Below are 13310 nucleotides of genomic sequence, written 5' to 3' on the forward strand. Positions count from 1 at the left end.
CCTGGCGAGCTGGCGTGCTTTGCGGGGTATGCGCGCTCATCGGGAGTGGGTTCGGCGGCGCGTTAGTGGCCCTCGCGCTTCACCAGTAGCCCTCGCTGGCCAAAACTCAAAGGCGCCCCAGGGCGCCTTATTTATTTTCCCAAAGGACTTCCATGGCACCCGACATACGCCGGCGAATCATCAAATTCGTCCTCTTGTTCCTGCCCCTTTCTGCCTGGCTTCTGACGGCCAAGATCATGTCAGGCATTCCCTTTTCGCAAGTCACCTGGCTTGTGCTTTCTCACTGGGTCATCTCTACGCCAGACTACCCCGCTCTGATCGCGGCGCCGAGCATCGGCTTCGTGATCGCCCTTGCATTGGCGCTCACGCTAAAACGGCACGCGACCAAGGCCGGGTTCGACGGCGCTGGCTACAAGATCCACATCCGCGGCACAGAAGCGGTACCGATCAAGACGCTTCGCAAACTATGCACCGAGCGGGGTAAGCAGCAGATCAATGTCGCAGGTGTGCCTATGCCTACCTTGATCGAGAACCTTCATCTCCTGATAGGCGGGGCCACAGGTAGCGGGAAAACGGTGCTGTTGCGCGGCACGTTGCTCTCCACGCTTATGCGCGGGGATCGCGGAATTATCGTAGACCCCAATGGGACCTTTTACAGCACGTTTGGGCAGCCGGGAGACGTGATTCTGAACCCCTATGACGAACGAACTGAGGGATGGTCGTTCTTCAATGAAGTTCGTGCGGACTATGACTGGAAGCGCCTTGCATTCTCCATTGTCCCATTGGGCACGGATGCCAACGCGGAGGAGTGGAACGGATATGGACGCCTGCTGTTGCGCGAAACCGCACGGAAACTCTACGAACTAGGAACACCGTCCGTTGAGGAGCTATTCCGATGGACCACGATTGCGTCAGACAAAGACCTACGGACTTTCCTCGCCGGGACGCTGGCTGAATCGTTGTTCGCCGGTTCTACCGAAGCCAGCAAAGCACTGACCAGTGCTCGGTTTGTGCTTTCGAAGTATCTGGCTGAGCACATGAGCATGCCGGATGGAAAATTCAGCATTCGTGACTGGATGGAAAACGGTTCAGGATCGCTGTTCATCACCTGGCGCGAGGATATGAAGGAAGCCATGAAGCCACTCGTTTCTGCCTGGGTGGACGTATTTGGCTCGTCTGCCCTGTCACTGCCGGAGAGCGAGGCCGTCGCATGGTGGATGGCTTTGGACGAGCTCGCTTCTTTGGAGAAGCTGGCCTCGTTGCAGGACGTCCTCACCAAAGGTCGAAAGCATGGGGTTCGGGTAATCGCTGGCCTCCAGTCAGTCTCGCAGCTTACTGACATCTATGGCAAGGAACAGGCGACGACGTTGCGCGCGAGCTTCCGCTCCTTAGTCGTCCTGGGCGGATCGAAGACAGATTCTGAAACCGCTGAAGCAATGTCACTGGCGCTGGGAGAACATGAGGTCGCGCGCCCCGAATACACGGACAGCCGCAACCCCGGTAGTGCACGGAACACCAGCGAGCGCTTGGTGCGATCCACGGAGCGGGTTGTAACTCCGGCGCAAGTCCAGACCCTTCCTGACCTAACCGGCTGGATTGCGTTCTCCGGAGATCGGCCGATCGCCAAGTTCGTGCTCGAGCCTCGCAACTACGCCATCCGCAATGCACCCTTTGTTGAGGCCAAGCGCAAGACTGCACACCAGGTCGCGCACGGGAATGTTTCCCAGCCGCAGCCTTGGACCCAAGTCGGCCTGCCTGAAGACCCGACCATGGCCGCATAACCATCTCACGCCGGGCCGTCATCTTGCATGGCGGTTCCGCGCGCCTTGGAAATCTAATGATCTCTTTGAAATCGATCCATCGGAGCGCCGCCACAAAGGCGTCGCATTACTACGCGGACCAGAAAGACGATTACTACAGTCGCGATGGCACGGCCGCGCAATGGCAAGGCAAGGCGGCCGACGCACTAGGGCTCACCGGCGCGGTTCAACAGGAAGAATTTCTGCGTGCGCTGCGCGGTGACTTTGGTCCAGACGTCAAACTATCGCGTTCTATCAGGTTGGATGCTGAGGCACGTGCGGCACTCGATATGACGTTCTCTCCGCCTAAGAGCGTCAGCATCCAGGCGCTTGCCGGCAAGGATCCGTCAGTCATCGAGGCCCACGACTACGCGGTAAGCAAGGCGCTGGAATTTCTGGAACACGAGCTACTGCGGGCGCGCCAGACGGAGCAGGGAATAACGACTACGGAGCGAACGGGCAATGCTGTTATCGCGAAGTTTCGGCACGAGACGGCCAGGCCCACCGATGGTGCTTATTCGGATCCCCAGCTGCACACCCACGCACTGTTGATGAACCTCACCCAACGCGCCGATGGGCGCTGGGTCGCAATATCGAACGACGAAATTTATCGATTGAAGTCCATGATGGAATCGGTGTATCACGCCGAGCTGGCCAGCAGCCTGGAGAAGTCCGGCCATCAGATCCGCTACGAGGGCAAGAGCTTCGAACTCGCGCATATCTCTCGGGACCACATCGAAGGGTTCTCCAAGCGTTCGCAGGACATCAATGCTGAACTGGCGGCATTAGGTGAAACCCGCGAATCTGCGAGCAGAGCGCTCAAGCAAACTATCGCCCTCAAAACTCGCCTGGACAAGGCCCCCGAAATTTCTCGCGAAGAACTTCAGCGTGACTGGGAACGACAGGCGACTGAACTCGGCATCGATTTCAATGGAGCAAAGCAACCACTGGAAAAGGAAGCCGAATCGGAAAGCGGCAAGCCGCCCCGTCAGGAATTGACGCCGGAAGCGGCTGCTCTGATTGCCGACGAGTGTCTTCGGTGGGCGATCAAGCACCACACCGAACGCGAATCCGTGATGGACGGAAAAGAGATGCTTAAGACCGCGCTGCACCGTTCGCACGGCATGGGCATAAAGCTGGGCGACCTCAAATCGGCCGTCAAGCGCTCACTTGATAAAGGCCACCTGATCCTTGGGACGATTCAGTACCGGCACGCGAAGGACAAAGACGGTGCCGGCGAATCACGGTCGGACTTAGTCGCCGCCCTGGTCGTCGGTGGCATGAGCAAGAAACATGCGGAAGAAAAAATCCGCATTTCGATTGCTCGAGGCGAGCTTGTTCCGACCGGCGCAAGGTACACCACACAGGTGGCACGGGAGCGCGAAAAGCGAATCCTCCAGATCGAGCGCGAGGGGCGTGACCAGGTCGCGCCAATCTTGGATATTCAAGCAGCCCATAGCGCTATGGCTGGCCGCTCGCTCAAGCCAGGCCAGCTGGCGGCCGCCAATCTGATCCTCAGCACGTCCCACCGGTTCATCGGCGTCCAAGGCCTGGCGGGAACCGGCAAGTCGCACATGCTGGCTCAGGTCAAGGAGGCCGCTGAAGCAGCGGGCTTCAAGGTCCAGGCCGTGGCGTCCTACGGCAAGCAGATCGAAGCCCTGCGGGAACTCGGAATGGAGTCCAGGACCGTAGCGTCCGTTCTGGAGGCACGTCAGAAAGACCGCTTCAAGCTCGACCCGAAAACCGTCCTGGTCATCGATGAGGCGGGCGTGGTCCCAGCCCGCCTCATGGAACGTCTGATGAAAATGGCCGAGGTTGACGACGCGCGCATCGTCATGCTGGGCGACACGGGCCAAACCAAAGCCATCGAGGCTGGCCGCCCGTTTCGCCAGTTGCAAGTGGCCGGCATGGCCACCGCGCTAATGGGCGACATCATTCGGCAGAAATCGCCTGAATTGAAGGCTGCGGTGGAACGAGCGGCGAAGGGTCAGGCGTCGGCCTCCCTTGGCGTGTTAGATCAGAAGCTGAAAGCCGTGCACACCATCAAGGACGACGGCGAACGTTATGACGCTATAGCTACGCGATACGCAACGCTGAACGACGATGAGCGGCGGGAGACGCTCATCGTAACCGGCACGAACGATTCTCGGAATGCGTTGAACGAGGCTACTCACCAAGCGCTCGGATTGGGCGGCCGCGGCTTTGAGTTCAAGATGCTTACCCGACGTGATACTACGCAGGCAGAACGGCGAGTGGCCAAGTATTTCATCGCTGGGGATATTGTGCAGCCGGAGCGGGACTACAAAATCGGGAATTTGCGGCAGGGCGAGATGTACCGCGTTATTGGCGCGCTTGCCGGAAAGCCCAATGACCTAGTCGTTGAGCATATGGAAAGTAAGGTCCAGACCACCTTCAATCCTGCTCGAGCCACCAAGCTGTCAGTCTACGAACCGGTCAAGGCAGAATTATCCGCCGGCGATTGGGTGCGGGCGACGAGGCACAACGCCGCACTCGATTTGGCCAACGGTGATCGGTTTGAAGTGCTCGCCGTCACGCCCACAACGGTCACCATCGGCGGCAACGGCCGACGGATCACGATGAGCGCGGCAACAGCGCCGCTGCATCTGGATCGGGCCTACGCGTCCACGAGCCACAGCGCGCAGGGCCTGACATGCGATCGCGCACTGATCAACTCTGAGAGTTTTAGCCGCACCACGCAGCGCGACGTCTACTACGTGGCGATTTCCCGGGCACGCTTTCACACGGAAATCTATACCGAGAACGCCGCAAAGCTGTCCGGTGCCGTGAACCGGTTGGAGGAGAAAACGGCGGCGTTGGACATCGGCTTGGAATCTACCCGTCCATGGCGCCCGAACAAGGCGCCCGCAGCCATGGAACACCAGTCTAGGTAGGATATGCGATGCAGGCCATTCAAACGCCGCTTTTTAATTTTACAGTCAAGGGCTCTTTCCTTCATTGTGAAAGCACCGGGCGGGCTCCGCGCCCAGAAATAATTCAACCCGATGCCGCACGCTCTATGGTGCGACTACGCGCTCGCGAGCATGGACCCCAAGCGGCCGTTCAGCAACGACCACTCACGGCCGAGGCTGTGTGGAAACGCATGCGATGCAGGAATATGCCGAGTGCTCGGGCTCAAGGGCTTCATTGCCCGTGCAGCGTCATCCAGTCATATATTGATCGCCCCCCTCGTGCTTTTCTGGTGTCTAGTCGTAGCTGGGAGGCTCATCAGCGTTAAAGAGGCTCATGCCTCCACCGATCTCATTGCTGTCATCGTTCCCGCGATACCCAATACGCGCATTGGGCGTTTGATGTTATAGGCAAGCACACATGCGCCAACGTCCGGGTCAGGAAGTGTGTTGAACCCATCCAGTGTTTCAGCGTGCCGAATACGTGCTCGACGGTGCGCCGCCGCAACGTCATTGCGTCGGGCTTACGATCAAGACGTTCCTGAACTCGCGCCAACACATCGTCATCCTCCCATCGGCGGATACGTCGATAGCTGCTGGTCGTGCACAGTTGTTTGAGCGGGCATCGGGCAAGCGCTGGGCCAATAAATGTGCAGATCAAGATCCTTCTCCACCGTAGCGAATCTATGGATCGCGCGCTCGCCCGCCGGGCACTGATATTCGTCGTCCTGCGCGATATATGGGAAGTCGGTCTTGTCGTTGCTCGCAGGCTCAACTAAACATCCCTGCCTTGTTGAGGAACCGCTCAAAACGTTGAGACAACTGCGCGTGTAGGACCCCATCGGGCTACTTTGTAAGGCGGCTTTCGTTGTTCGTTCTCGTCGAGGAAGCAGCATGGGTTTTATGTTGGCCCTCGCAGCGGGAAGTACGGGGGTCAAAATGCCAAGAGATCAGGAGAAATTTTCATTCCATAGAGGCTTTTTTGGGACTAGTCCTACACATCGGAATTCGCGAATAACTCAAAATTCATCCTGTCGAAACATACGTCTTTTCAACAGCCCAGCAGCGTTGAAGATGGCTAACACACTAGGGGAATAGATGAATTATTCATCCAGAAACTATCTAAGTCGCGTTCTATTTGGAGCAACCTTCGCACTGATCGCCGCCACCGCGAACGCCGCAGGCATGCAGCCCGAAACGTCAGTGGTCATCCTAAACGAAGCTGACGGCGAAACCAGCATCAACGTCAACAACACGGACAGCCTCCCGTCATTGCTCTATTCCACGATCGAAGACGTACCCGAGGACAGAGCTGCGCTTGTCGTAGTCACGCCTCCCGTGGCTCGAGTTGAACCAGGCGAAACGCAGTTGGTTCGCGTAATCCGCCAACCCGGCCCGCCGTCCACCACTCAGCGCCTCAAGCGCATCGTGTTCGAGGGAATTCCGATGCGACCAGACACGAATGGAAAAAGCACGGTCGGCGTGACGGTGCGGCAGAACCTGCCGCTGATCATTCATCCCAAGGGCCTCGAGCGCAATCGTGAGCCGTGGAAGCTTCTGAAGTGGGAACTGACGGACGGCAACTTGAATGTGGTCAACGACAGCGCCTATGTGGTGCGCATGGCGCAGGAACTCAAGCTCAAGCCGTCAGGAAAAGTTGTCAGCCTGCCCCGGGCCTACGTGCTGCCCGGCGAAACCTTGTCCATCCCCTTGCAGGGCGTTAGCGGCGACAAAACCGTCACCTCTCAGCCCGCCACCGTCTACGGCTACGCCGTGGGTTCCTATGACGCGCCTCTCGGGCCGACCGCCCAGTAGTCGCTGTCCCGAGAAAAGCTCGCCCGGCCGCAGGCTTCACGGTGCAGGCAAGCCGGCGCACGGTTCGACGAACCGCCGTTCGCAGCTCTGAACGCTCTCTCGCTATGATCGTTCATGACGCGTAAATCTCGTCGCGCCGATCTTTTGTGTCCGCGTGATTTAACAAAGAAGGCTTGCCTTCACATTTTTAGTTCTCAAAACAAATGACTTTCACCAAAAAGATCTCGACCGCAGCGTTCATCGCCGCTTCCTTCGCCGCAGCGGCTGGCGCTAACGCCCAATCCATCGACGTGCGCGTCATCGGCACAATCACGCCGGCCGCCTGCACGCCCACTATTGCTGGTGGTGGTGTCATTGACTTTGGCATTATTCCCGCAGCTTCGTTGAACACGACCTCTTTCACTCAACTTCCCACGAAGAGCGTGCCGTTCTCCATTTCGTGTGACGCCCCCACTTATGTGGCAATTACGGCCGTAGACAACCGTGCCGATAGCGCGGTCACGAACATCATTGGGACGCAACAAAACTACATTTTTGGCCTGAGTAAAGCCGCTAATGCCAACATCGGCGGCTACGTGATGGAATTGGAGCAAGGCTCGTTCACCGCAGATGGAAAGTCGGTACTTACGGTATCCAGTAACGACGGCGGCACCACTTGGGGCGTCTCCACCTATGGGCGCTTGCCACAGGGTGCGTTGCGCTCCTGGTCGTTGACTTCGAACGGCACTCCAGTTGCCTTCACCAACTTGGCCGGCACTTTTGCCGTGACCGCTGCAATCAATAAGGCCGAAGAACTGCCCTTGAGGGATGAGATTCAGCTGGACGGTCTCGCGACCCTGGAAATGGTCTACCTGTAAGCCGTTGGCAGCTACTGCGTGGACGCATAGCGCGGTAGCGCCCATCTCTCTCTAATAAATCACACTATGATTCTCATCAAGGAAATCTCGACCGCAGCATTCATCGCCGCTTCCTTCGCCGCAGCGGCTGGCGCTAACGCCTAATCCATCGAGGTGCGCGTCACAGGAATGGATCTGCCATTGGCCGACGATATCCCGCTGGACCGTTCCGCCACGTTTGAGGTGATGTACCTCTAAGCAAAGACGGGCGGACGCACGTTGTCGTCCGCCGAGCACGCCTCGCACTACCCATGTACTGGACGGCGGCTACGTTGATCCGCCGTCGCCCTTTCCCCGCGTAACCGCAACCTTTCTCAAAGCCAAGAGGATGAAGAACTCCAACAGGGCCGCCCGCAAGGGCGTCCAGCCCCTGCGCGCTCCTGCGCGTGCCAGACGCGCATCGATGTTGTCGCCTATCGCCTATGCGCTGGGCAGCGTCCTGTTGCTTGCGCCGTTGACCATGGCCTTGGCGGCGAACGTAGCGCCTCAGGCCGACGGCTCTGCCGGCTTCGACCTTGAAATGCTGCGTCATCGCGGCATCGATCCCAAGCTGGCGGAATACCTGCGCGATGCGCCTCGCTTTTCTCCTGGCGCGCGCGTGGTGGAGCTGGTGGTCAATGGCGTGAACGTGGGCAAGATCGATGCGCGCTTTGATCAGGAGGGCGGTCTTTGCTTTGACGAAAACTTGATGCAAAAGGCTCGCCTGCGCGTGCCCTCACCTTCATTTCTCTTGCGCAAAGACGAAGGTAAACGGTCCTGCTATGACTTCGTGGCGGCGTTTCCCCAAACCTCGTTGAGACTGCGTCCCAATCGCGAGCAGATATCCCTGGTGGTGCCGCAAGATGCCATGCGGGGCGACGTGCTGGAAGCCCAGAACTTCACCAAGGGTGGGACGGCCGCCATCGTCAACTACGACATCATGACCATGCGGTCCAAGTTCGGCGACACGAGGCGCGACTCGACCTATGCGACCACGCAAGTCGGGTTCAATATGGACGACTGGATCGTTCGCAGCCGCCAGCTGTTCAGCAAAGATGGCGACGAGCAGCGCTTCAATCATCTCTATGCCTACGCGCAGCGGACGTTTCCGAATCAGAAGGCGGTATTCCAGGCCGGGCAGATCAACGTCAATAGCCCGGTGTTTGCGGGCGCGCCGATTACCGGCGTGCAAACCATGCCCGATTCCGCACTCAGCAACACAGCAAGCTCCGGCGCCTTGGTGCAGGGTATCGCCCAAAGCCAGGCTACCGTTGAAGTGCGCCAGGCGGGTGTGTTGATCTATTCCACGATGGTGCCCGAAGGCCCCTTCGCGCTGACGGACATCCCGCTGCTGAACACCAGCACCGACCTGGATGTCTCGATTCAAGAATCCGGTGGTCAATCGCGTAGCTTTCTGGTCCCCGCCGCCACGTTCAGAAACGCCAAGGTGAGCCAGCCGGGATACAGTTTTGCCATCGGAAAGGTGCGCGAGCTGTCGTCCGATCGCGGTGAAGAGCCCATGATCGCGGCGGCCACTGGCACGTGGAATCTTGGCACCAACGCGGTCGTATCTGCGGGCATCCTGGGTGCGTCCTCGTATCAGACCATCGGCTCCGGTATCGATGCAAGCCTGCATCGTGACGCCAGCGCCAGCGTGCGCGGCGCGGTGTCGAACGCCTCGCGGGGCGGGGTCAAAGGCGCGCAGCTTATCGTGTCGGCGAATGTCCGCGCTACAGAGCGGCTGTCTGTTGGGGCTTCGGCGAAGCAGCAGACGTCGGGTTATCGCGATCTGGCCGATACACTTATTGACCCCGATTCCCCGTGGCGCGCCTCGTTGTACAACGGCCAATACACCGCCTCGGTCAACTGGTCGCACGACATGCTGGGAAGCTTCAATGCGTCATACAGCAACAGCCGCAACTTCGATGGCAATGCCGACAACCGCTTGATCGGTTCCTGGGGCAGAACATTCAAGCACGCGACGGTGACAGCGAACGTGGAAACTAGCATGGGCAGCGCCAACAAGCGCGACAACGGCCGCAGCTACAGCAACGACAACGCGGTGTATGTGAACGTCAGCATCCCGCTGGGATCGCGCAATGTCCGCACTTACGTCAGCAAGCGCGGTGATACGACGCGCGCGGGCGCAGCCATGTCGGAAGTGGTGAACGATCAATTCAACTACCGCGTGTCCGTGGAGCGCAATAACTCCATGGACCAGACCTATGCATCCGGCAATGTGTCGGTGGTGCCGCGCTACACGAGCGTGGATCTGGGCTATTCGCAAGGCGGCTCCAGCAGCACCCAATCTGGCCGGATTTCCGGGGGCATCGTTGCTCACAAGTCCGGCGTTACGCTGTCGCCCTATGCGGTACAGGACACCTTCGGCTTGGTCGCCGTGGGCGATCTATCCGGGGTCAAACTCACCACGCCTAACGGCCCTGTCTGGACCGATGCAGCTGGGCGGGCGGTGGTACCGCAGCTCCATGCGTATCGCGACAACCGGGTGGAGGTGCAGCCGAAATCGCTGCCGCGCCGTGTGGATCTGAGGAACGGATTTCAGTCTGTGCAAGCGGGGCGAGGGTCCGTCAACCACCTGAACTTTGACGTGATCAAAGCGCGCCGGGTCATGGTCGATGCCGTCGATGGCCAGGGCCATGCCTTGCCCAAGGGTTCCTCGGTGCTGGACGCCCAAAACAATTTTCTTACGACGGTGCTCGACAAAGGCGCCATTTTCCTGACCGACGCCAGCCCCGATCAAACCCTAAAAGTGTCCTTGCCGGGTGACAAAAGCTGCACCTTGAACATCGACTATCCCAATGAGAACAACGATGACATCTTCTATGAAAGGGCACCGGCAGTCTGCCATTAAGGCTGGGGTTGAGAGCCTTTCCCGGCGCCTGCTGACACGGCTGGCGTTGATTCTTCTTCTTTTTATTGCGGCGGGCGCGGCGTCGGCGGAGTGCCGCCTGTCGATCAGCAATCCAGAGATCGACTACGGCGCGCTGTATCGAGGTGAGCTCCTGGCGCAAGGCCGCTCGCCGATGCTGGCGTTAAACAGGCGCGACCTCACGCTGACAGCCATATGCGACACTGTCACGCCATTGGCTCTACGTTTCCTGGGCGACGCCGCCGGCCCGAATAGCTACCGCTTCGCCGCCAATGGCAATTTCACCATTCGACTACGCAATGCCACCGTGGATGGAAACCGAATCGAACTCGCCCAAACCGCGGGCACGGGCGGTGCATTGTCCTCGCCGTCCGCAAGCGTATTACTGACGCCAGGATCGGCGGTGTCCCCCGTGGCCCTCGGCCAAGCCGCATCGGGCAAGGTCTTCACGGCTCAAATCGAATTCGACACCTGTATTGATGAGCCGGCGACTCGCGTTCGGGACGTTACGATTTTGGAGGGGGGTGGGGTGTTTGAGTTGGTGAGGGCAGATGGCAAGCCGTAAACGCGCGATGCCTGTCGCTCACGGTGGCCCCGGCGTCTGGACTGATGGTCTGGCTGATGGCAATCAGCGTGGCTCCGCCCCATCGAGTGACTGCTGCAACCGCTGCAAGGCAGCCATTGCCCACTGAAACCGAACAGCCGCAATGGGTCGAGGCTGTGTGAAAACTCCTCTCGCCCAACAACCACAACGAATTCACCTGAACCGCATCAACTTGGGCGGTGTTCACTTCGATTTTTCGACGCGAGACTCCCCGACGGCCGTTTGAGCGGCGCGGATACGATATGAAGTGCGTCATTGGTCACATGAAGGGCTCAGCCCCCCCCATCGACAGCATCGCTTTCATCGTGTGCTGGAAGCCTAGGATGCGCATGACCCGCTTGAGGTTATAGGCCAGTACATTCAAGCTCTTTTACGTGCTCACATTGCCCAAGCGACGAGTTAGGAAGTGTGTATAGCCTATTCAATGTTTGAACGTGCCGGACACATGTTTCACCGTGCGCCGCCGCACCTTCATCGCATCTGGCATTCGGTCTAGACGGCGCTGCGCAGCCTCAAGCACGGCCTCATGTTCCCATCGACTGATGTGCCGACACGCGCAAGGTGTGCATCGCTCCTTCATTGCGCGTTGTCGGCAAACACAACTCCAGTAGCGCCGCAATTGAAGACCATGCTCCTCTCGCGTAAACTGCTGGATATCGCGCTGGCCCGGAGGGCACTGGTGCTAATAGTCCTTCGCCATGTAAATGAAGTCCGAATGTTCTAAGCGGCCTTCGGCCTTGGCATTGGAAGTAGTCGGCTTGGGCAAGATCGCATCGATACCTGTCTCTGTACATGCCTTGATCTGAGGCGCGCTGTAGTAGCCGCGATCGGCAATCGCACGCAGTCGCTTCTTGCCCATGGCCTCCCGCGCGGCTTGTGTCATTGATGCCAATGAGTCCCTGTCATGTCCTCGGTTCGGCACTTCGTGCGCGACGATCAGATGGTGCTTGGCTTCGACAACCATCTGCACGTTGTAGCCGACCATCCCCGAGCCCCGGCCGCTGGTGGCCATCGAGCGGGCATCCGGGCCGGTCACCGACAGCTGCCCGTCTGGACTGTCTTTGAGCCTCTTCTTGCCGTCATCCAGCGTGCGCATTCGTTTGCGCAGACGTTCGATCTTGTCATTGAGCCGATTGGTCCTGGCCTCAATCTCGACAGGTTGTGTTCGGTCCGCTGTGTCGAGCGCCGCCAGATAGCGGTGGATGCTCTCCTCAATCTGCTGCTGACGTTTGTCTATCTTGGCAGCCGGGAAGTTTTTGTCGCGGAAGTTGACTGCCTTGAACTTGCTTTCAGCAACGGCAACCGGGGCTTGGCTCAACGGCATGAGATCTCGGCATACGGCAACAAATCGCCGGCAAACGTTGCGAATGCCCGACCCGTTGTCACGGCGAAAATCCGCGATGGTCTTGAAGTCTGGCGCCAGACGGCCGACGAGCCACATCAGTTCGACGTTGCGTTGGCACTCTCGCTCGAGTCGACGACTGGACTGGACCCGATTTAAGTAGCCGTAGATGTAGATCTTCAGCAGCACGATCGGGTGATACAACGGGCGGCCGGTAGCTGCTCGCGCCGCCTTCTCAAATCCAAGCGATTCCAGGTTGAGCTCGTCGACGAATGCGTCGATCATTCGCACCGGGTTGTCGTCAGCGATGAAGTCATCCAGGCATTCCGGGATCAACGCTACCTGCTGCCGGTCCTGACCTTCGATGAAGCGGGGCATGTCGACTCCCGGAATCGAGACACCAAACTCTCGCTACTCCACCGTAGCGGCCTCAAAGAACTTTCACACAGCCTCGGCCACAAGCGACCGTTGCGCCCCGCCACCTGGGCTGGGACACGCCAATTCACGTAAACCAGTACGAACGCACCGTCACAAATCATCGTTTGGTCCCGCATCACAGGCGGCCCATACCATTTCTAGCGATGATCCAATCGATTTTCGTAGTCGACCGCAAACACGCCTGGAACGTAGTCCAGTTTTTCGGCCACGTCCTCACCGATCTGTTTCAGTGCGCAGCCCCAACCGCAGACCGTCGATTCGGGCTTGTGATGGATATCGGTGCGCGCCAGATTCGCCGGCGGCGGCGCGCGCCTGGGCTTTTGCGGCGCGTCGGCCGGGGCCACTGGGTTTGTACTCGGTTGTGCGAGCTCTTCTTCGATGGCCGAGATATCGGCATCGACGCTCTCGTCCAACAAGCTCGCCTGCGTGCTGTCCAACTGTTCGCTGCGCTTACCGAACTGGTAGCGCTTCAGCACCGCCATTTCGTGGGTGAGCTGGTCGATGCGTGTCTGGCGGTAGACGACCTCGCGGTTTTTCGCCGACAGTTGGCCGCGCATGTCCCCGACCTGTTCAACAACCCAGCCGTGAAGTCGCGCAATGCTTGCGCGTCCAAGACGTTG

Annotated in this window: 7 protein-coding genes and 2 pseudogenes; 6 read left to right on the top strand and 3 right to left on the bottom strand. The window is 59.0% G+C overall.

What is annotated here, in order from left to right; all coding sequences use genetic code 11:
- The first annotated feature begins 152 nt into the window (after nucleotides 1-152).
- Entirely contained in the window at nucleotides 153-1781 is a 1629-nt protein-coding gene (locus tag M2361_RS25230; RefSeq protein WP_259252523.1) for a type IV secretion system DNA-binding domain-containing protein, read from the top strand.
- A 56-nt stretch (nucleotides 1782-1837) separates the two neighbouring features.
- A complete protein-coding gene (gene mobF / locus M2361_RS25235; protein ID WP_259252524.1) occupies nucleotides 1838-4711 on the top strand; it encodes a MobF family relaxase in 2874 nt (957 codons plus the stop codon).
- Between the two features lie 350 nt (nucleotides 4712-5061).
- Here the strand turns inward: mobF and M2361_RS25240 are convergent.
- Nucleotides 5062-5481 (bottom strand): annotated as a pseudogene (locus M2361_RS25240) (transposase); the annotation flags it as partial.
- A gap of 343 nt (nucleotides 5482-5824) precedes the next feature.
- Here M2361_RS25240 and M2361_RS25245 point away from each other — a divergent pair.
- From M2361_RS25245 to M2361_RS25260, 4 genes are all read left to right on the top strand, one after another.
- On the top strand, nucleotides 5825-6541 hold the full coding sequence (locus M2361_RS25245; protein ID WP_259252525.1) for a fimbria/pilus chaperone family protein: 717 nt from the start codon (nucleotides 5825-5827) through the stop codon (nucleotides 6539-6541).
- Nucleotides 6542-6744: 203 nt separating this feature from the next.
- Nucleotides 6745-7398 (top strand): DUF1120 domain-containing protein, encoded by a 654-nt coding sequence (locus tag M2361_RS25250; protein ID WP_259252526.1) that lies wholly within the window; start codon nucleotides 6745-6747, stop codon nucleotides 7396-7398.
- A gap of 559 nt (nucleotides 7399-7957) precedes the next feature.
- Complete coding sequence (locus M2361_RS25255; RefSeq protein ID WP_259252669.1) at nucleotides 7958-10288, top strand: fimbrial biogenesis usher protein; 2331 nt, start codon at nucleotides 7958-7960, stop codon at nucleotides 10286-10288.
- Nucleotides 10248-10871 (top strand): hypothetical protein, encoded by a 624-nt coding sequence (locus M2361_RS25260; RefSeq protein WP_259252527.1) that lies wholly within the window; start codon nucleotides 10248-10250, stop codon nucleotides 10869-10871. Before M2361_RS25255 ends, M2361_RS25260 begins: the two co-directional genes overlap by 41 nt.
- Before the next feature lie 298 nt (nucleotides 10872-11169).
- Here the strand turns inward: M2361_RS25260 and M2361_RS25265 are convergent.
- A pseudogene (locus M2361_RS25265) lies at nucleotides 11170-12630 on the bottom strand (IS1182 family transposase).
- A 197-nt stretch (nucleotides 12631-12827) separates the two neighbouring features.
- Complete coding sequence (locus M2361_RS25270; protein WP_259252528.1) at nucleotides 12828-13247, bottom strand: hypothetical protein; 420 nt, start codon at nucleotides 13245-13247, stop codon at nucleotides 12828-12830.
- Between the last annotated feature and the right edge of the window lie 63 nt (nucleotides 13248-13310).

Source organism: Achromobacter sp. JUb104, assembly GCF_024806975.1.
Classification (GTDB): Bacteria; Pseudomonadota; Gammaproteobacteria; order Burkholderiales; family Burkholderiaceae_B; genus Achromobacter; species Achromobacter spanius.

What these genes read in the sequence shown, in the direction of transcription:
- M2361_RS25260 (WP_259252527.1), top strand. Translation starts at nt 10,248, where the DNA reads ATGACATCTTCTATGAAAGGGCACCGGCAGTCTGCCATTAAGGCTGGG.
- M2361_RS25230 (WP_259252523.1), top strand. Translation starts at nt 153, where the DNA reads ATGGCACCCGACATACGCCGGCGAATCATCAAATTCGTCCTCTTGTTC.
- M2361_RS25250 (WP_259252526.1), top strand. Translation starts at nt 6,745, where the DNA reads ATGACTTTCACCAAAAAGATCTCGACCGCAGCGTTCATCGCCGCTTCC.
- M2361_RS25245 (WP_259252525.1), top strand. Translation starts at nt 5,825, where the DNA reads ATGAATTATTCATCCAGAAACTATCTAAGTCGCGTTCTATTTGGAGCA.
- M2361_RS25255 (WP_259252669.1), top strand. Translation starts at nt 7,958, where the DNA reads ATGCTGCGTCATCGCGGCATCGATCCCAAGCTGGCGGAATACCTGCGC.
- M2361_RS25270 (WP_259252528.1), bottom strand. Translation starts at nt 13,247, where the DNA reads ATGCGCGGCCAACTGTCGGCGAAAAACCGCGAGGTCGTCTACCGCCAG.
- mobF (WP_259252524.1), top strand. Translation starts at nt 1,838, where the DNA reads ATGATCTCTTTGAAATCGATCCATCGGAGCGCCGCCACAAAGGCGTCG.